Source organism: Mariniflexile soesokkakense, from assembly GCF_039650365.1.
Classification (GTDB): domain Bacteria; phylum Bacteroidota; class Bacteroidia; order Flavobacteriales; family Flavobacteriaceae; genus Mariniflexile; species Mariniflexile soesokkakense.
In genome coordinates, this window is sequence record NZ_JAZHYP010000001.1 from 558,162 (window position 1) to 577,309 (window position 19,148).

The following is a 19,148-nucleotide window of genomic DNA, read 5'->3' on the forward strand; positions in this document are numbered from 1 at the left end:
TGTCTTTTATAGATTACTTTGGTGCGTTTCCAGTCACGGTTATACCCATAGACCTTGCGGTACCAGCTATCATTGTCATAGCAGATTCGATAGTAAATGCATTTAAATCTACCATTTTATCTTCTGCTATAGTTTTGATTTGATCCCATGAAACTTTAGCTACTTTTTTTCGGTTTGGTTCTCCTGAACCACTTTTTAACTTGGCCGCTTCTAATAATTGTACTGCAGCCGGAGGTGTTTTAATAACGAAGTCGAAAGACTTGTCTTTATATACGGTGATAACAACAGGTAATACTTTACCTGGTTTATCTTGTGTTCTAGCATTAAATTGCTTACAGAACTCCATAATGTTAACCCCAGCAGCACCTAAAGCGGGTCCAACCGGTGGCGACGGATTCGCAGCACCTCCCCGAACTTGTAACTTAACTACTTTACCAATTTCTTTTGCCATTTTTAATAATTTAAGTCGATACGCTTCTTTTATAAGGAAGCAAAAGAACGTATCATTTTATATAGTGTAACAATTATTATACTTTTTCAACCTGCATATAACTTAGCTCTAATGGTGTTTTTCTTCCAAAAATCTTCACCATTACTTCTAGTTTACGCTTTTCTTCATTTATTTTTTCGATAGTACCATCAAATCCATTGAATGGGCCATCTATAACTTTAACAGTTTCACCTTTAGTAAAAGGAATTGCCACAGTTGAATTCTCTTCAACCGACAACTCGTCTACTTTACCTAACATTCTGTTTACTTCAGATTGTCTTAACGGCACAGGATCTCCACCTTTTGTTTCACCTAAAAAACCAATTACGTTTGTAACCGATCTGATGATATGAGGAATTTCACCTGATAAATTAGCTTGAATCATGATGTAACCAGGGAAAAAAACTTTTTCTTTGTGTATTTTTTTTCCATTACGTATTTGAATCACGCGCTCAGTTGGAACTAATACTTGATCAACATAATCTTGAAAACCTAATCGAGCAATTTCATTCTCTATATAAGTTTTAATCTTATTCTCTTGACCACTTACAGCCCTAACAACATACCATTTTTTTTCGCTTACCTCAGACATATTTATTCTTTAACCAATCAATTGAAAATATAATGCTATCACTTTACTGAATACCGTATCTATTCCCCAAATTGCCAAGGAAAATATAATTGAAAATACAGCAACTAAAACAGTTAAACTTTGTGCTTCTGCCCAAGTTGGCCAGCTCACATTATTTTTAAGTTCGCCAAATGATTCTTTTACGTAATTTACAATTCCAGCCATTTATATATTTTTTTCAACAGATTAAAAATTTCTGTCTATCAATTTAAAATTGATTTAAGTGAAATCTTTTTTTCTTAATTCTCTTTAAGCTATTACTTTTAAGTAATATGCTTTTCTATGCACGGGTTGAGGGACTCGAACTCTCGACACCTGGTTTTGGAGACCAGTGCTCTACCAACTGAGCTAAACCCGTAAACATAAGTCAAGGTATTCCGAATAAACGGAATACCTTAGCTTATTATATATTAAACTAATTAGTCTAAAATTTCAGTTACCTGACCTGCACCTACTGTACGTCCACCTTCGCGGATAGCGAAACGTAAACCAACATTCATTGCAATTTTTTGGATAAGCTCAACATTAATTGTTAAGTTATCTCCTGGCATAACCATCTCAACACCATCAGGCAATTGGATGTTACCAGTTACGTCAGTTGTACGTACGTAAAACTGTGGACGGTAATTGTTATGGAATGGAGTGTGACGTCCACCTTCTTCTTTTTTCAAGATATAAACCTCAGCTTTGAATTTAGCGTGTGGTGTTACAGATCCTGGTTTAACGATAACCATACCTCTAGAAATTTGAGTTTTCTCAATACCTCTTAATAAGATACCAGCATTATCTCCAGCTTCACCTCTATCAAGGATTTGACGGAACATTTCGATACCAGTGATAGTAGATGTTAATTTCTCAGCACCCATACCAATAATTTCAACTGGATCTCCAGTTTTAGCAATACCAGTTTCAATACGACCAGTTGCTACAGTACCACGACCAGTAATAGAGAACACATCTTCGATAGGCATTAAGAAAGGCTTATCAATTTCTCTTAACGGTTCTTCGATCCAAGTATCAACAGCTTCCATTAATTGCATAACAGTATCTACCCATTTAGCTTCACCGTTAAGTGCGCCTAAAGCAGAACCAGCAATTACAGGTCCATTATCTCCATCATATTCGTAGAAAGATAATAAATCTCTAATTTCCATATCAACCAACTCTAATAACTCCTCATCATCAACCATATCCACTTTATTCATGAATACAACCATACGAGGAATACCTACTTGACGTCCTAAAAGGATGTGCTCACGAGTTTGTGGCATTGGACCATCAGTTGCAGCTACAACTAAAATAGCACCATCCATTTGAGCAGCACCAGTTACCATGTTCTTTACGTAATCCGCGTGACCTGGACAGTCAACATGAGCGTAATGACGGTTTGCTGTTGAATATTCTACGTGAGAAGTATTAATTGTAATACCTCTTTCTTTTTCTTCTGGAGCGTTATCAATCTGATCGAATGATTTCGCTTCTGATAAACCTGCATCAGCTAATACTTTAGTAATAGCAGCAGTTAAAGTTGTTTTACCGTGATCTACGTGTCCAATTGTACCAATATTTAAATGTGGTTTTGAACGATCGAAAGTTGCCTTTGCCATGTTTTTTAAATAATTTAATCTTAGTTATATAATAATATTAGTGTATTCTAATTTAATTCTAAATTGAGCCAATGACGAGAATTGAACTCGTGACCTCTTCCTTACCAAGGAAACGCTCTACCCCTGAGCTACACCGGCGGTTTTAATTGCTGGTTTCAAGTTTAAGGTTTCACGTTTAAACTAAAACTCATAAGTTTTTACATCCTCTCTCCAAATCAATTTTGAATTGAGATTCCTGCCTTCGCAGGAATTTTAGAGCGAAAGACCGGGTTCGAACCGGCGACATTCAGCTTGGAAGGCTGACGCTCTACCAACTGAGCTACTTTCGCATTTTTCAACAAGCTTTCACTTGTATGGTTTCAATATTTCAAAATTTAAAAATCACTACCTACGCAGCAATTTTGTGGGGAGAGCAGGATTCGAACCTGCGAAGACGTAGTCAGCAGATTTACAGTCTGCCCTCGTTGGCCGCTTGAGTATCTCCCCAATAACTTATTTTAACACTTTTTAAAGAACTTGAAAACGAAATCAACAACACTTCGTTTTTTGTTTTTTTTTGAGCCGATGGAGGGACTCGAACCCACGACCTGCTGATTACAAATCAGCTGCTCTAGCCAGCTGAGCTACATCGGCATTTTTACACTTTTTACGCATAAAAAAAGCCCGCTATTTCTAACGGACTGCAAATGTATAGATTTATTTTTTTATTCAAAACATTTTTAGAGAAATTTTATTATAAATGTGCTCTTAATTTTTCTTTTCTCTTTTTTAACTGTCTTTCTAACGAAGCTGCAGCCATATCTACGCCTTCTTCAAAGCTCTTGCATTGCTTTTTTACTACAAAACTATCACCTGGCACACTTAGCTTTGCTTCAAATATTTTATTTTCTTTATCACTAGTGTTTTCTACTTTCAAAAAAACATCTGATTGAATGACTTTATCATAAAACATATCTAATTTATCCATTCGTTTTTGAATAAAGTCTATTAACTTTTTGTCTGCATTAAAATTAACTGATTGGGTGATTACTTTCATTCTTTTTGTTTTTTGGTTAGACAATAATGCTCAATACTATTTTTTACTTCTTGGATGTGAATTTACATGCACCTTTTTTAACTCTGCTATACTATTATGAGTATAAACTTGGGTAGCTGCCAAACTTGAATGACCAAGAAGTTCTTTAACAGCATTTAAATCGGCACCTTGGTTAAGTAAATGAGTTGCAAAGGAATGCCTTAATATATGCGGACTCTTCTTTACTTTGGTAGATGCATTACTAAAATAATCATTTATTATTCTGTAAACAAGCGTTTCATAAACTTTAACTCCTTTTTTTGTTAAAAACAAATAATCGCTATCGGTAACATGCTCTAGCCCACTTCGCTCTTTCAAATATAAATGCAAGGTGCTTATTACTGATTCTAATAACGGAATAATACGCTCCTTATTTCTTTTACCTAGTACTTTTAACGTTTTATTATGTAAATTGAAATTTAGCAACTTTAGCTCTAACAACTCAATTCTTCGTATGCCTGTTGAGTAAAATAATTCGATGATGAGTTTATTTCGAATGCCTTCAAAATCATTTTCAAAATTAAAATCATCTAAAGCGGTTGATACTTCAGTTTCTGAAAATGGTATTTGAATCTTTTTACTTGTTTTTAAAGCTTTATGTTTTACTAATGGGTTAACCTGTACGGTTCCTGTTTTTAAAAGAAATTTATAATACGTGTTTAATGCCGAAACTTTACGGTTAATACTTCGGTTGGACAAGCCACTTTCTACCAAAGAAACAATCCATGTGCGAATTTGAGCATAATTAACGTTGTTGATTGAATCGGTTTGGTATTCTAATTTAATAAACTCTAAAAAAACATCTAAATCATTTTGATACGCCTTAACGGTTAATGCAGAATAGTTTTTCTCCAACAAAAGGTAATCTGTAAACGATTTGAAAGGCATAATTAAGGGTTTAAAGTTTAAAGTTAAAAGTTTAAAAGTTATACTGCAACTTTAATACGGGTATTGGCGCAAAAAAAATCCCGCTGGTTAGCGGGATTTTAATTTATATATGAGAACGATATTATATATCTTCTGCATCTCTTAAACCTTGAATGTATTGTGCTTTTTGTATTTGCGCTCTACGTTCTACAGATGGCTTAGTAAATTGTTTACGAGCATTTAACTGACGTTTAGTTCCAGTTTTATCAAACTTTCTTTTAAAACGCTTTAGCGCTCTATCTATATTTTCTCCTTCTTTTATTGGTATTATTAACATAGTGTCTTAACCTCCTCTCTTTTAGATTTTCAGGGTGCAAATATAAAAACAATTATCAATTTACAATTATCAATTGATAATTATTTTATGTTGCTGGCCTATATTCTTTTTTGTCAATAATCATCTTCGCTAAAATTTCCCTTAAAATCTCTGAAGTACCACCTCCAATAGGTCCTAACCTACTGTCTCTAAACAGTCTTGCCATGGGATAATCTTCCATATAACCGTAACCTCCTAAAAACTGTAAACATTGATAAATAACCTCGTCGGCCATTTTTGTTGACTTGAGTTTTGACATGGTGGCGTGTTTTACAACATATTCACCTTTATTTAATCTGAAAGTTACCGAATAATTAAATTCTTTACAGATTTCCATATCGGTATATAAGTCGGCTATAGTATGTCTTAATGCTTGAAATTTATCGATTGATTTGCCGAAAGCCATTCGATCGGACATATATTGCAATGCATATTCTAAAGCAAATTCCGCACGTGCATGAGCGTTAATTCCCATAATTAATCGTTCTAACGAAAAGTGTTGCATGATATATGAGAAGCCCTTATTTTCATCCCCCATTAAATTAGCAACGGGCACTTTTACATTATCAAAAGCAATTTCACCTGTATCGGATGCACGCCATCCTAATTTATCTAATTTGGTTGCAGATACACCTGTCGATTCCCTGTCTATTACAAAAATACTAATGCCTTTATTTCCTAACTCGGGGCTTGTTTTTGCGGCTACTACTAAATAATCGCTATATACCCCGTTAGTAATAAATGTTTTGGATCCATTTACAATATAGTGGTCACCACTTTTAACAGCCGTAGTTCGCATGCCTGCTACGTCGCTACCACCAAAAGGCTCTGTAATACATAAACAGCCTATTTTATCGCCAGCAATACTTGGCGCTAAATACTGTTGCTTGATAACTTCACTACCTTCGGCATTAAGATGCGTCATAGCTAAATAAACATGTGCCCAAATTGCCGCCGCAAACCCACCTGAGTTAATTTTCTGCAGTTCTTCTAAAAGGATAACAGAATAAAATAAATCTAAATTTAAACCGCCATAAGCTTCGGGATAATTGATGCCAAAAAAGCCCATATCTCCAAATTTTTTCCAGATAAATCTATCTATCACACCTGTTTGTTCCCAAGTTTCAATGTACGGAACGACTTCTTTTTGTAAAAAATCTTGAAGGCTTTTTCTAAAAAGATGATGTTCTTCTGTGAAGTACATACTATTCATTTATACGCTCGTTTTCAGTCAAGCGACAAATATAATTTAATTATATCGATTTTATTTACTGGAAAGTCTTTTACTTTTTTTAATTCGTCGAAGGACTTGAAGCCCTCTCTTAACTGACGCTGTTCAACAATGCTAAATGCCAAATTATAATCGATATGCTGAATAGTTACCAACTCATTGATTGTTGCTTTATTTAAACCTATTTTCTTTATAAGTCTTGGTGTTTTTACTATAAATTCCTGATTAATTTTTTCTAAAACTTCAGGTGTTAAACCATAAATATCTTGAAGCTGAATATTATCAATAAAACCTCCTGAAAATTTATTTCTAAACTTTACTATCCTATCGGAAAGCACTTCGCCAATACCATTTATTTTTTGCAACTCTTGTGCTGTTGCTTTATTTAAGTCTTGTTTTTGTTGAAAAGTTTTAGGTTTTTTATTGAACGCTTCCTTCTCTACCGGTTTAGAAGTAGGATTCGAAATCCAATCTGGAAATTTAAAATATGGCGAAATAACTTGTAAAAGCGAATCGGATATTTTGGTTACTTCTTGAAACTGCTGCACGGAATTAATCCAATTATTTTGTTTTCTAAAGGCAAGTAACCTATCAATTTCTTCATTAGTCATTCCTAGTGAAGCTCCTTTATAATCTGTTATATAATTAGGATTGAAAGGGTATGTTTTTGGTTTGCTTTCCTCTATTTCTACCAAACGAAGCGAGTCTATCTCATTATTAAATTTAGCAAGTTCGGTTTTGTTTATTTGGATGTCTTCAGAAAAAAAATCAATATAAAAATAAAACCATTGTAGAATAACAATGAGCAGTATTAACAAAAAAATCCCATTTCGCTGACTTTTAGAAAACGTGAAATGGGATGATTTTAAAAAATTCATTTTTAACTATTACATATGTTTAGTAATATCTTCTGCACCATCTTGAATAGCCTCCTTTTTAATAGAAATTGCAGACATATATCGCTTCATTTCTTGTCTTACTTTCGGGAATAAGAATAATAATCCAATCATGTTAGGAAACACCAGTGCTAAAATCATAGCATCAGAAAACTTAATTACAGCATCTAAAGTTGCAGCAGCACCAATTACTACAAATAATAAGAATAATATTTTATAAACCATATCGGCTGTTTTTCCTTTTCCGAATAAGTATTTCCAAGATTGTAACCCATAATAAGACCATGAAATCATTGTTGAAAAGGCAAATAACACAATAGCTATAGTAAGCACATACGAAAAGTGAGGAATAACAGAATCAAAAGCCATTGATGTTAAATCAACTCCATTAATTGTATTTCCATTAGAATTTAAAATAACACTACTTCCGTGTTCTGCGGTATAGTTAAATACAGATTGTGCATCTGTTCCATTAATATTGAAAAATATAATAACTAAAGCAGTCATTGTACAAATAACAACCGTATCAATAAAAGGTTCTAAGAGTGCAACAATACCTTCAGAAGCCGGATATTTAGTTCGAACAGCAGAGTGAGCAATAGCAGCAGAACCGGCGCCAGCTTCATTCGAAAATGCGGCTCTTTGGAAGCCAATTATTAATACACCAACCATTCCACCAAGTCCTGCCATTGGTGAAAATGCACCATCAAAAATTAATTGAAAAGCGAAACCAATATCGCTAATGTTAGCAAAAATTATAACTATAGAAGCCAAGATATAAAGTCCTGCCATGAAAGGCACAATTTTTTCGGTAATTTTAGCTATACGTTTTATACCACCTATAATAACCACTCCCACTATAGCTGCGAGAACGATACCTATAATAACACCATTAGAACCTCCTTCTAATTTAAGCAACGTACTAATTTGAACTGCGGCTTGATTAGATTGAAATGCATTTCCACCTCCAAATGAAGCTCCTACACAAAGCACAGCAAATAATACTCCTAAAATTTTTCCAAAAGTACCAAATCCAATTTCTTTCAAGCCCTTAGAAAGGTAATACATAGGGCCACCATAAATAGTACCATCAGGACCTACATCTCTATATTTTACACCTAATGTACATTCTACAAACTTGGTCGACATCCCTAACAAACCACAAACAATCATCCAAAATGTAGCACCAGGCCCACCTAAACCAATGGCTACAGCTACACCTGCAATGTTACCCAAACCAACAGTGCCTGAAACCGCCGTAGCTAATGCTTGAAAGTGAGAAACTTCACCGTGTGCACTTTCGTCTCTTATTGTATTTGGTATATCTTCTACCGCTAAAGCTTCATCATTATTATAAAGTTTGTCAACGCCATGTTTTTCAATATCCACATATTTACCTCTTACCGTATTAATGGCAGTCCTAAATTTTGTAAAAGCAGGGAATTTAAAAAAAACAGTGAAAAAAGTGGCTCCTAATACTAATAACAATACCACAAGAGGAATATGGTATTCTCCCAAAGGTATTCTAGTTAAAACAAAACCTTCCCACCAAGTAGCTACAGGCATAAAAGCATTATTTACTTTTTCGTCGAGACCAATCTCGGTGTCTTGAGCAAATGTTAAAAATGGTAAAATTAAAGCAAGAATTGAAAGAAGATATTTCTTCATAGAGATGTTGAATTAGTTTGTTTTTTTGAAAGATTCACACTAAAAAGCAGCAAGATGCTAAAAAAAAATGATTTTTTAAAACATTGGCTGTTAAATTAGAAGATTCAATATTCAATATTATAAGTAGAGTTTAGTACCTCAATTTGTTCTGGTCTGCCTAAAACAATGATTTTAGAATTTGGAGCCAATTGTAATTCTGCTTCAGGATTCACTATATACTCTCCGTTTTCATCTTTATAACCAATTATAGTACAACCTGTTTTTTTACGAAGATCTAAATCTTTAATAGTTGTTATTTTTTGTTTGTTAAATAACTTTTCTACCGCCACTTCTTCAACATTAATATTTGACTTCCCTACAATAGATAAGTTATCCAAAAACTCCATTAAACCAGGGACCACTACCAAAGATGCCATATGGTCACCACCAATTTTATCGGGTAGAATAACATTATTAGCCCCTGCAAATTTTAATTTATTATATGATGATTCGTTAGATGCGCGACTAATAATATTAATATTTTTATTGATTTGTCTTGTAGATAGCACTACAAACAAATTGTCTGCATCATTAGGTAATGCCGAAATAAAATTAGATGCCCGATCTATTCCTGCTTGCATGAGTACTTCGTCTTCATTCGCATTCCCTATTACGTAATGCACATTATCTAATTGCAAGCGCTCTTCCATGTCTTTACTTTTCTCTATAACTACAAATGCTTTTTTGTGAGCCAATAATTTACTTGCTGCTTGTTTACCATTTCTACCATAACCACAAATAACCACATGGTTTTTAAAACTATTAATCTCTTTTTGCATCTTTTTATATTTTAATTCTTCAAGATTATTTTTACTTAAAATATATTCGGTAATTATAGAAAGTGCATAACCCATTATTATAACACTAGCTAATATTAAAAATATGGTGAAAATTTTAGAATTGTAATCTAATGGTACTACCTCGCCAAAACCTACGGTAGTTAAAGTAATCACTGTCATGTAAACAGCATCAATCCACGAATAATCTGAAATGAACTTATACCCTACAATACCAATTAACAATATAACAACCAGAAAAAAAATAGCTGTATAAATTTTGGTTCTAAAAAACTTGATAAGTGGGTTCATAAATTATAAATCGAAAACAGAAGATCGCTTAGTATAAACTAAATCTTTAATATGCATCCAAAATGCCAAAAACAGGTACAAAGCAAAACCAAATCCAAGCGTTACAAAAGTTAAATACATGAATGATGTTCTAACAACTTTTGCCCTAATGCCCAAACGCTCTGCAATACGTTGGCACACGTAATAACCATGCTTCTGAAAAAACAATAGTGGTTTATAAAATCCGTTCATGCTGCAATTTAGTATTAAGTTTATTAGTTTAAAAGTTTATGAGTTTATTTCTTTATGGATTTATGAGTGAATTACCAATAGCACATTGCAAGCATTTGTTTTTATTACAGTATTCATTTTTAAGTTGAATGAGTGCTTGCGACTGCAATGATGAATTTGAAACTTTCTTCAAACCATTAAATGCATCTACTATACCGTTTTTTTCTGAAGCAATCTCTGATGCAATTTTCAAAATCACGGTATCAACCTCCTCCCCTTTTTCTTTTGAATAACAGAATTTAACAGGCAACACCGTGTTGATTAACAATAAATCTATAAACGATCTAGTTAGTGTTTTTGTTGATGTTTTAGATGTTTTTTGAAACGTGTAATGTGAACTCCAAAACGATGATGCAGAAACTTTAAACAGTTTATAGAACGCTTCTAAACTTTCAGCTTCCATCACATTTGAAAACAAATTTTTATGTTCATAATATAAACTTGCTAATTGCGAAAGTCTGATGGTTGGAAAATTTGGTGGTCGCAATCTAAAAAACTGTAAAGGTGTAACCGTATTGTTTTCTAAATTAAACTTTTGTTTTAAAAATTTATACTCTTTAACCAAATCTGTATAATAAGCATTTTCAAAGCCTTCTTCTAACATTCCTGCTTGCCCAAACAATAAAGCTTCTAACGTTTGTTTATTTACTTGAGATTTTCTAACAACAGGAAAATCGATGGATTTGGCGATACTATAGAATGATTCTCCGTTTACTTTCAGTCCGAAATTTTTAGCTAGCATAATAAAAAATACCGCTTCCCAATCATTTTTTGTTTCTTTCAATAAATTTTGAATTGTTTCCGATTTACGTTCTAAGCGCTCAAAGTACAACCGTTCAAGCCAATTGTTACGTAGAAAACCTTCAACCGATGCAAAATCGTTTTCACAATTAATCCATTTACCATTTTTCAAAAAGAGTTTTTCATAATTATTTAAAACCTCTTTTCTAGTAAAATCTTTTAATTGCAACGTAGGAACTACAGTATTATCGCTTCTAAACACATCAGTATCATGATCCCAAACCACATGCAAAATAATAGTATCGTAAGCTTTATCTTGTTCATGGTTATGTAAAAACCAATCGGATGATTTTACATGAATTTCTACATTGCCGGCCCAAAGTTGATTGCCAATTTTAAGTTGTGCATTAAAAAAATCGGGCCCTGAATTGAAATTATGCTGCCCAACAGAAGCTACTAAAACAGAATCTCCTTGTGTGGTTTCCAAATTATTCTGTTCAAATTTTCTATGTTTCCAGATATAGTGTAAAAAATCTTCTTGCATGCACCTAAAGTAAAAAATAATTTGAAGCTAAATATACCCGTTAAAACTTTAAAGTTTCTAAATTTGGTTAAATTCTTATAAAATGGAAGATTTAACACTTACCACACCTGCAGTCCTTTTTTCTGCAATCTCTTTAATAATGCTAGCATATACCAATCGGTTTTTAGCTTACGCTTCAGTTATTAGAGATTTACACAGCAAGTATAAAAAGAATAAAGACAAGGTTTTAATTGCTCAAATAAAAAACATAAAACAACGCCTGTACCTAACACGATCTATGCAAATTTTCGGAATTTCTAGTTTATTGCTATGTGTTTTAACTATGTTTTTAATTTATATACAACAGCAAACTATGGCCATTTGGGTGTTTGGTGCTGCTCTTATTTTATTAATTATATCATTGGCATTATTAATTATGGAAATTCAAATTTCTGTAAAAGCCTTAGAACACCATATTAGCGATATTGAAAACAACTAATAACACTTTCAACTAAACTAAACACAATGACGTTTAAAATAAAAACATTTCTAACTGCTTTTTTTATAATGCTAAACATAAATTGTTTTGCACAACAGTTCGACCATTTTTTTCCAACAAAAAACTTAACAACAGTAGGTGTTTACTATTACCCCGAACATTGGAACCCTACTCAATGGGAACGCGACTTAAAAAACATTGCTGAAATGGGATATGAATTTACCCATTTTGGTGAATTTGCTTGGGCACAACTAGAACCCGAAGAAGGCAAATACGATTTTAAATGGCTAGACACTGCTTTAGAACTTGCAGCGAAATATAACTTAAAAGTTATTATGTGCACATCAACCGCAACACCTCCTGTTTGGTTGGTACGTAAACACCCCGATGTACTTGCTACTATGGAAGATGGCTCTAAAATGGATCATGGTTCACGTCAACATGCTACGTTTTCAAATAATTACTACCGCTCTTATTCCATGAAAATGATTGCAGAACTAGCTAAAAAATACGGCCACGATAAGCGTGTTATAGGTTGGCAAATAGACAATGAACCACGTCGTTCTCTTGATTATGGAAATGATGCTTTAAATCGTTACCGAGAGTGGTTGAAAGAAAAATACAAAACCATTGATGTTTTAAATGAAGCTTGGGGAAATAATTTTTGGAGCGGAACCTATAGCCATTTTGATGAAATTAACCTGCCTCTGCACAAACAATGGGGCATGAATTTACATTCACAGTTAGACCATTACCGATTTGCCGACCATGAAACAGCTTCGTTTCTTGATGAGCAAGCTATTGAAATTCGAAAGTATGCCACTAAAAACCAATGGATAACATCTAATTATATCCCTATGTACGATGTTGGTTATGTGGGCATGAGCAAAGAATTAGATTTTGATTGTTATACGCGGTACATGGTTTATGGTAGCGATTTAGGCATTGGATCTCAAGGCTACCGGGTTGGTGAATACTCGCGTATTGCTATGGCAAACGACTTTTTTCGCCCATTAAAAGGCATGTACGGTGTTATGGAATTACAACCCGGACAAGTAAACTGGGGCAGTATCAATCCACAACCATTACCTGGCACTATACGTATGTGGTTATGGCACGTATTTGCTGGTGGCAGTAAATTTACTTGCACTTATCGCTACCGCGCACCATTGTATGGCTACGAACAATATCATTACGGCATTGTAGGTACCGATGGTGTTACTCCAACTACAGGTGGCAAAGAATTCAATCAGTTCATTAATGAAATTAATAAACTACGGAAGAAATTTAATGCTAAGGTAACGTTACCGGAATCATATTTAAAGCGAAAAACAGGTGTTTTGTTCAATTCCGATAATGTTATGGGTATCAATTTGAACAAACAAACCAAAGAATGGGATACTGAAGCACACTTTTTAAAATACTATAAGGCTGTAAAATCATTTGGTGCTCCAGTAGATTTTGTTAGAGATTCTACTAATTTCTCAAACTACCCGGTTTTAATAGCACCAGCTTACCAAATGATTGACCAACAAATGATTGATAAATTAACCTCCTACGCCCAAAACGGTGGTAATTTAGTGTTGAGTTGCCGTTCGGGAATTCAAAATAGAAACGGACATCTTTGGGAAGCTAAATTTTACGAACCCATCTGGAAACTCATAGGTTCAGAAATTGAATCTTACGATTTGTTAATGCCTCAATCAACTGGAAAAACCAAATTTAACAACCAAGAATTTGAATGGACAAGTTGGGGCGATTTATTAAAACCTTTTAAAGGAACAGAAACTTGGGGCACTTACAATAGTGAATTTTATTCTGGAACTCCTTCAATTGTCCATTATAAATTAGATAAAGGCACCGTAACCTATATTGGAGTTGATTCAAAAAATGGTGATCTTGAAAAACAAGTATTAACCAAATTATACAAGCAACAAAATATCGCTATTGAAAACTATCCTGAAGGTATTATGGTTGAATATCGCGACGGTTTTGGTATTGCTGTAAATTATTCTGACAAACCATATAACATGAATTTACCTCAAAACTCCGAGATTTTAATAGGTAACAAGACATTAAAAACTGCAGATGTATTAGTTTGGAAATATTAAAACCTAAAAATTAATTAAAAAATAGCACACTATGATTATTGACGTACATACTCATATTAACAACTACCACGAAGAGCGTGTAGTTTCTTTAAACGATTGCCTAGACAAGCTAACAGACACTATGTTAGAAAACAAGGTAGATTATTCCTTAGTGCTTTCATCTTATAAAGTAAACGAACACAGACCAAGCACTAAACAAGTGGTAGAAGCAATAAGCGGGCGAAATAACCTTGGGGTCGTTGCTGGCATTAGTTACCTCAATTACAACTACCGCGATTTAAAAGAAATTAGTGAATACCTGGAATCTGGACTTATTAAAGGTTTAAAGTTTTACCCTGGTTACGAACCTTTTTACCCCAATGATATTCGATTGAAAGTGGTGTACGATATGGCTATTGAATTTGATGTACCTGTTATGTTCCACTCTGGAGACACCTATGCCCCAACAGGAAAAATAAAATATTCACACCCTTTGCATATTGATGATTTAGCGGTGGATTACCCCGATTTAAAAATCGTCATTTGCCATGTTGGAAACCCGTGGATTAAAGATTGTATGGAAGTAGTTTACAAAAACCAAAACGTACATGCAGATATTTCTGGGTTGGTATTAGGCGATTTCTCCGATAAGTTTGAACGCTATATGAAAAAAGAAATTGAAGAAATGATAACCTATGCTGGCGACCCCAAATACTTACTTTATGGGACTGACTGGCCAATTTCGAATATGAAATCGTATTTGAAATTCATGAACCAATTAGAACTTCCTGAAGAAAAAAAGGAATTGATTCTTTGGAAAAATGCTGCCGATTTATTTAAAATTGATGTTAGCAAATTGTAATGGAATTATTCAACTTTAATACCTCTAGTGATATTACCAACTGGAAAACCATTAACGACGTGGTTATGGGTGGTAAATCCAATAGTTTATTTACTTTAAATGATGCTGGTTTTGGTGTTTTTAGTGGTCAAGTTTCTTTAGAAAACAATGGCGGTTTTTCGATGGTGAACTATTGTTTTGACACTAAAAACACCTCAATGTACACCAAAGTATGCCTTAAAATAAAAGGAGATGGTAAAACTTATCAGTTTAGAATTAAAAGTCATGCAACCGATAAACACTCTTATATAGCACTATTTAATACAACTTCAAATTGGACCACTATCGAAATTCCATTTAGCAGTATGTATCCTGCATTTAGAGGTAAAACCTTAGATTTACCAAACTATTCAGGGGAACAGATGGAACAAATTGCTTTTTTAATTGGGAACAAGAAAGAAGAAGTTTTTAAATTAGAAATTGACAGTATTCTACTTAAATAGTGTGGTAAGATGCTGCTGGCATAATTCAATTAAACAAAAAAGCAGATTCACTTTTATTATACCATCTTTAGTTCTAGATTTGCAATAGAATGGGGTGCTTGTTTTAAACAGGCTGAGATGATACCCAAGAGTTTTTAACTCGGTACCTGATCTGGGTAATGCCAGCGTAGGGATTTTATGGAATCGGTTTTCACCTCTTTCCATTTATGGCTCGTCTCCTCTCATTTCATTCGTTTAAAACTAAAAACAATGACGACCGATTTTTTTTCACCAATTATTATCTTACAATGGCTTGGTACTGGCTTCGGCATTACCCAAGTACTTCTTGCTCGAAAAAATAATATTCACAATTATTTATTTGGCATTATTTCCATACTCATTGGTATTTGGGTGCTTTATGCCTCAAAATTGTATGCCGACATCCTACTGCATCTTTACTACTTAACCATGAGCATTTACGGTTGGTTTTATTGGAAGTTTGGCAAGCAAAAAGAAGAAGTTCCTATTACGTACGCCAATTGGCAAGAACACCTAAAAGGCATTGGCATTGTAGTAGGTTGTTTCATCATTATGGCATATTGGCTATCTGAACACACCAATTCCGATGTGCCTTATTGGGATGCTACCACCACCGCTTTTGCCTGGGCTGGTATGTGGCTTATGGCAAGACGGAAAATGGAAAACTGGATTTACTTAAACGTTAGCAACATCATTTCCATTCCGTTATTATTTTATAAAGAACTATACATTTATGCTGGTTTAACTATATTCCTATTTGCAGTTGGCACATCTGGGTACTTTAAATGGCGACAAATTATATTAAATGAATCAAGAAATCAATACAAAACCGCTTAGTCCAAACCTATTGGAAGCTCCTGAATTTTCATCCGAAACTTTGGAATGGATAGCCAATAGAAACCTTTGGAGTTTATGGGTTCCAAAAGCGTTTAACGGATTGGAACTATCCCTAACCGAAGGTTTAAAGAAACTTCAAGCCCTTGCTAAAATCGATGGCAGTTTAGGCTGGACCGTTACACTTTGCAGTGGTGCCACCTATTTTATTGGAAATTTACACCCCGAAATTGCCAACCATATTTTTTTAAACCCAAAAAACACCGTGTGTTTTGGAGGTAGTGGTGGTGTTTTTGGTGAAGCGGTAAAACAGGGTGATGATTATATTATTTCTGGGGAATGGCATTACGCCACGGGCGCTCCTTACCTCTCTCATTTTACATTGAACGCTAAAATTATTGACAACGGAAAACCTGTTTTGAATGCCGATGGAACTCCTTTGGTTTATTCGTTTGTGATTCCAAAAGAAGCAGTTAGCATTATTGAAGACTGGCATACTATGGGTTTAAAAGCCACAGCCACCCATTCGTTTAAGGTAGAGTCGGTAAAGGTTTCTTCAAAATATGCGTTTGTTTACAATACCTTTTATTTGCCACAACCTATTTTTAAAATACCGTTTTCGGTATTTGCCGATTTAACGCTTTGGGTGAATTATTTAGGAATGGCGGAGCATTTTTTTGATGAAGCTTCTAGTGTTTTAGAACAAGACCCATTAAAGCCATTTATTCTGATGCTTTATAAAACCAACAAACAACTTTATAAATTTGCTGAAGCTATTGAAGTATTTACTGCTAACGAAACCGAAATTACAGAAGCCTATATAGAAACTGTACACGCCACCGCATCGGCATCGGTAAAAGAAATTACGGAAGCTATTATAAAAGTATATCCGCTATTGGGTATGAAGGCTTGTAGTGAAACCCATGTACTAAATAGAATTTTTAGAGATTATTTTACGGCTACGCAGCATCATAATTTTACTAGAAAGTAAGGAACTTCTAGTGCTTAACTCTATAATTGAACTTGTTTTTTAGCTCAGTTCTTTGTTGTAAAACGTTTTTTATACTCCAATCCATAGCATCTTAAAGTAATATACAATAAGGGTCAATATTCCAGTTGCTATAATAGAAATATTTGATTTTAATATTTTAGAAATTATCATGAGAAAAAGACCAATAGTTAATATAATTCCTCCATGAATAAATGGGGCGTTTATATCAACAATTATTCGCTTAAACTCATCAAACAATTCAGCGTTTTTTGAATACTTATTCATTATCGTAAATATTATAAAAGTCATGAACGTAATCCAAAGCAATAGTCCGTTTGCAATATATACCATCCATTTATTTTTATTTAATTTACTTAAATTCATATTTTAAATAATCTCAAACAGAGTTTTAATTTTTGCTTAAATGTTGTAAAATGTTTTTTTTTATTCATTATTCAAATCAGTCCATAAAGAATAGGCTCCAAGAAAAAGTCCGATAGCAATACAAATTCCAAAAAGTCCAATATATTCTTTTTCTGAAATAGCGGTTGAAATGAAAATGTAAATTATTGTGAAAGAGCATGCTATTCCAAATATTGAGAAAAGTTTTAGCATTCCAGTTCCAACAATTTTATTGAAATTATTATTCATTCGAGATGAATCCTTTGATAGGCTTGAAAAAAACAAATAGAGCATATGATATCCGACATTAATTGCTATTAGAGCAAAAATCCGTTCTTTTAGGTCTATATCAGTCAAAAAAATCACAAGAAGAATACTGAAAATCAGATTTACATATCCAAAAATTTTATAGTATTTTTTTATGTCAGATTGATTGATTATTTCCATTCAGGTTGCGTTTCGTAAATGTTTTACAACAATTGAATATAAACAATTATCCATATCCAATTTATGTATTCACAAACATAATAAATATTCACTTACAAAAAACTCCTATTTTATTTAACTAAAAAATAGACAGATAGCTTCGTGATTTGACATAACATTATAAACAAACAGTGTACTTTGGTGATGGTGCGTTAGGGGTTGCAGTGAAAAGCCCACAGCGAGGTACGTTAAGATTTTAAGAAGTAAGCAAGGACTAGCAATTGCTTAAAGCCCAATTTAGCCATTGGCTTTATTTAATAATCTTGAACTAAAACTTCGGTTGGAATATTTAGATTGGTGTTAAGTTTTCTAATCATATCCAAAGTAAGTTTTCTTTTTTTATTTAGTATCTCACTTACTCTACTTTTAAAGCCAATAACTTCTGCCAAATCTTTTTGATTCATTCCCATTTGTTCCATTCGGAACTTAATTGCTTCGATTGGGTTGGGCATTCCGATTGGGAAATTCTCATTTTCGTATCGGTCAATTAAGATTGAAAGGATTTCCAATTCGTCTCCTGCTTCCGTTCCTTTTTTTGCATCAAAAATATCCTCAAGTCTTTCGAGCGCTTTTTTATAGTCTTTTTCGTTTCTAATCGGTAATATTTTCATAATCAGATGTTATTTGCGTCAATTTTGTCATATTCTGCGTGAGTCCCCATAAACCTTATCCAGCATATTCCGTATTCAAAGTTGAATTTTACAATCAAGCGATAGTTATTGCCTTTGATGTTGTAAACTATTCGATTGTCTTTTAAAATACTCGCACTTGGATATTCATTTTTTAAATCGTTAATGTTTTTCCATTCGGATTTTTCGGTTTCTCTATACCACGATTTTAATTGTTCTTCACAATCAGCGTGTTTTTCCCAAAAATCCCGTAAAGTTCGTTTTGCTATTACCCGCACATTATAGTTGTTTGTCGCAAATATAACAAAAAAGTTACCAATATGGTAATTATTTGGTTTTCTTACTAAATTATG

The 19,148-nt window shown here is 33.6% G+C and carries 22 protein-coding genes, 5 tRNA genes and 1 riboswitch; of the genes, 6 read left to right on the top strand and 21 right to left on the bottom strand.

What is annotated here, in order from left to right:
• Positions 1-13 precede the first annotated feature (13 nt).
• The 18 genes from rplK to VP395_RS02605 all read right to left on the bottom strand — a co-directional run bounded on the left by rplK (position 14) and on the right by VP395_RS02605 (position 11,523).
• On the bottom strand, positions 14-451 hold the full coding sequence (rplK, locus tag VP395_RS02520) for a 50S ribosomal protein L11 (RefSeq protein WP_209655996.1): 438 nt from the start codon (positions 449-451) through the stop codon (positions 14-16).
• 76 nt (positions 452-527) lie between these two features.
• Positions 528-1,082 (bottom strand): transcription termination/antitermination protein NusG, encoded by a 555-nt coding sequence (gene nusG, locus VP395_RS02525; RefSeq protein ID WP_132216628.1) that lies wholly within the window; start codon positions 1,080-1,082, stop codon positions 528-530.
• 9 nt (positions 1,083-1,091) lie between these two features.
• Entirely contained in the window at positions 1,092-1,286 is a 195-nt protein-coding gene (secE, locus tag VP395_RS02530) for a preprotein translocase subunit SecE (protein ID WP_346240136.1), read from the bottom strand.
• 120 nt (positions 1,287-1,406) lie between these two features.
• Positions 1,407-1,479 (bottom strand) — tRNA-Trp (locus VP395_RS02535).
• 61 nt (positions 1,480-1,540) lie between these two features.
• Positions 1,541-2,728 carry an elongation factor Tu gene (tuf, locus tag VP395_RS02540; protein ID WP_346240137.1) on the bottom strand — a complete coding sequence of 396 codons (1,188 nt, stop codon included), beginning with the start codon at positions 2,726-2,728 and terminating at the stop codon, positions 1,541-1,543.
• Between the two features lie 66 nt (positions 2,729-2,794).
• Positions 2,795-2,866 (bottom strand) — tRNA-Thr (locus VP395_RS02545).
• A gap of 118 nt (positions 2,867-2,984) precedes the next feature.
• Positions 2,985-3,057, bottom strand: a tRNA-Gly gene (locus VP395_RS02550).
• A 75-nt stretch (positions 3,058-3,132) separates the two neighbouring features.
• Positions 3,133-3,214 (bottom strand) — tRNA-Tyr (locus VP395_RS02555).
• A 73-nt stretch (positions 3,215-3,287) separates the two neighbouring features.
• Positions 3,288-3,361 (bottom strand) — tRNA-Thr (locus VP395_RS02560).
• 100 nt (positions 3,362-3,461) lie between these two features.
• Positions 3,462-3,764: a ribosome hibernation-promoting factor, HPF/YfiA family gene (gene hpf / locus VP395_RS02565; protein ID WP_346240138.1), complete on the bottom strand. Its 303-nt coding sequence runs from the start codon at positions 3,762-3,764 to the stop codon at positions 3,462-3,464.
• A gap of 36 nt (positions 3,765-3,800) precedes the next feature.
• Positions 3,801-4,691, bottom strand: coding sequence for a tyrosine-type recombinase/integrase (locus tag VP395_RS02570; RefSeq protein ID WP_346240139.1), 891 nt, complete (start codon positions 4,689-4,691; stop codon positions 3,801-3,803).
• Between the two features lie 121 nt (positions 4,692-4,812).
• Positions 4,813-5,007 carry a 30S ribosomal protein S21 gene (gene rpsU / locus VP395_RS02575; protein ID WP_346240140.1) on the bottom strand — a complete coding sequence of 65 codons (195 nt, stop codon included), beginning with the start codon at positions 5,005-5,007 and terminating at the stop codon, positions 4,813-4,815.
• 85 nt (positions 5,008-5,092) lie between these two features.
• Positions 5,093-6,259: an acyl-CoA dehydrogenase family protein gene (locus tag VP395_RS02580; RefSeq protein WP_346240141.1), complete on the bottom strand. Its 1,167-nt coding sequence runs from the start codon at positions 6,257-6,259 to the stop codon at positions 5,093-5,095.
• Between the two features lie 14 nt (positions 6,260-6,273).
• Positions 6,274-7,155, bottom strand: coding sequence for a ComEA family DNA-binding protein (locus VP395_RS02585; protein ID WP_346240142.1), 882 nt, complete (start codon positions 7,153-7,155; stop codon positions 6,274-6,276).
• Between the two features lie 9 nt (positions 7,156-7,164).
• Positions 7,165-8,841: an alanine/glycine:cation symporter family protein gene (locus VP395_RS02590; RefSeq protein WP_346240143.1), complete on the bottom strand. Its 1,677-nt coding sequence runs from the start codon at positions 8,839-8,841 to the stop codon at positions 7,165-7,167.
• A 104-nt stretch (positions 8,842-8,945) separates the two neighbouring features.
• Positions 8,946-9,968 carry a potassium channel family protein gene (locus tag VP395_RS02595; protein ID WP_346240144.1) on the bottom strand — a complete coding sequence of 341 codons (1,023 nt, stop codon included), beginning with the start codon at positions 9,966-9,968 and terminating at the stop codon, positions 8,946-8,948.
• A gap of 3 nt (positions 9,969-9,971) precedes the next feature.
• The gene (locus tag VP395_RS02600) at positions 9,972-10,199 is read right to left on the bottom strand and encodes a PspC domain-containing protein (RefSeq protein WP_346240145.1); all 228 of its coding nucleotides are present in this window, start codon (positions 10,197-10,199) and stop codon (positions 9,972-9,974) included.
• A 52-nt stretch (positions 10,200-10,251) separates the two neighbouring features.
• Entirely contained in the window at positions 10,252-11,523 is a 1,272-nt protein-coding gene (locus VP395_RS02605) for a DUF2851 family protein (protein ID WP_346240146.1), read from the bottom strand.
• Positions 11,524-11,605: 82 nt separating this feature from the next.
• On the opposite strand from VP395_RS02605, the gene VP395_RS02610 reads away from it, so the two are divergent.
• The 6 genes from VP395_RS02610 (at position 11,606) to VP395_RS02635 (ending at position 17,278) form a co-directional block, all read left to right on the top strand.
• Positions 11,606-12,001 carry a DUF2721 domain-containing protein gene (locus tag VP395_RS02610; RefSeq protein ID WP_346240147.1) on the top strand — a complete coding sequence of 132 codons (396 nt, stop codon included), beginning with the start codon at positions 11,606-11,608 and terminating at the stop codon, positions 11,999-12,001.
• A gap of 26 nt (positions 12,002-12,027) precedes the next feature.
• On the top strand, positions 12,028-14,112 hold the full coding sequence (locus VP395_RS02615; protein WP_346240148.1) for a beta-galactosidase: 2,085 nt from the start codon (positions 12,028-12,030) through the stop codon (positions 14,110-14,112).
• Positions 14,113-14,143: 31 nt separating this feature from the next.
• Positions 14,144-14,953 (top strand): amidohydrolase family protein, encoded by an 810-nt coding sequence (locus VP395_RS02620; RefSeq protein ID WP_346240149.1) that lies wholly within the window; start codon positions 14,144-14,146, stop codon positions 14,951-14,953.
• Entirely contained in the window at positions 14,953-15,435 is a 483-nt protein-coding gene (locus VP395_RS02625) for a CIA30 family protein (protein ID WP_346240151.1), read from the top strand. The genes VP395_RS02620 and VP395_RS02625 overlap by 1 nt, the downstream gene beginning before the upstream one ends.
• Positions 15,436-15,515: 80 nt before the next feature.
• Positions 15,516-15,625, top strand: a riboswitch (TPP riboswitch).
• Positions 15,626-15,684: 59 nt separating this feature from the next.
• A complete protein-coding gene (gene pnuC / locus VP395_RS02630) occupies positions 15,685-16,290 on the top strand; it encodes a nicotinamide riboside transporter PnuC (RefSeq protein WP_346240152.1) in 606 nt (201 codons plus the stop codon).
• The gene (locus tag VP395_RS02635) at positions 16,259-17,278 is read left to right on the top strand and encodes an acyl-CoA dehydrogenase family protein (RefSeq protein ID WP_346240153.1); all 1,020 of its coding nucleotides are present in this window, start codon (positions 16,259-16,261) and stop codon (positions 17,276-17,278) included. The genes pnuC and VP395_RS02635 overlap by 32 nt, the downstream gene beginning before the upstream one ends.
• A 444-nt stretch (positions 17,279-17,722) precedes the next feature.
• On the opposite strand, the gene VP395_RS02640 is transcribed toward VP395_RS02635, so the two are convergent.
• The 3 genes from VP395_RS02640 to VP395_RS02650 form a co-directional block, all read right to left on the bottom strand.
• Positions 17,723-18,127: a hypothetical protein gene (locus VP395_RS02640; RefSeq protein ID WP_346240154.1), complete on the bottom strand. Its 405-nt coding sequence runs from the start codon at positions 18,125-18,127 to the stop codon at positions 17,723-17,725.
• Between the two features lie 293 nt (positions 18,128-18,420).
• Entirely contained in the window at positions 18,421-18,777 is a 357-nt protein-coding gene (locus VP395_RS02645; protein ID WP_346240155.1) for a helix-turn-helix domain-containing protein, read from the bottom strand.
• A gap of 2 nt (positions 18,778-18,779) precedes the next feature.
• Positions 18,780-19,073 carry a type II toxin-antitoxin system HigB family toxin gene (locus tag VP395_RS02650; protein WP_346240428.1) on the bottom strand — a complete coding sequence of 98 codons (294 nt, stop codon included), beginning with the start codon at positions 19,071-19,073 and terminating at the stop codon, positions 18,780-18,782.
• Positions 19,074-19,148 lie beyond the last annotated feature (75 nt).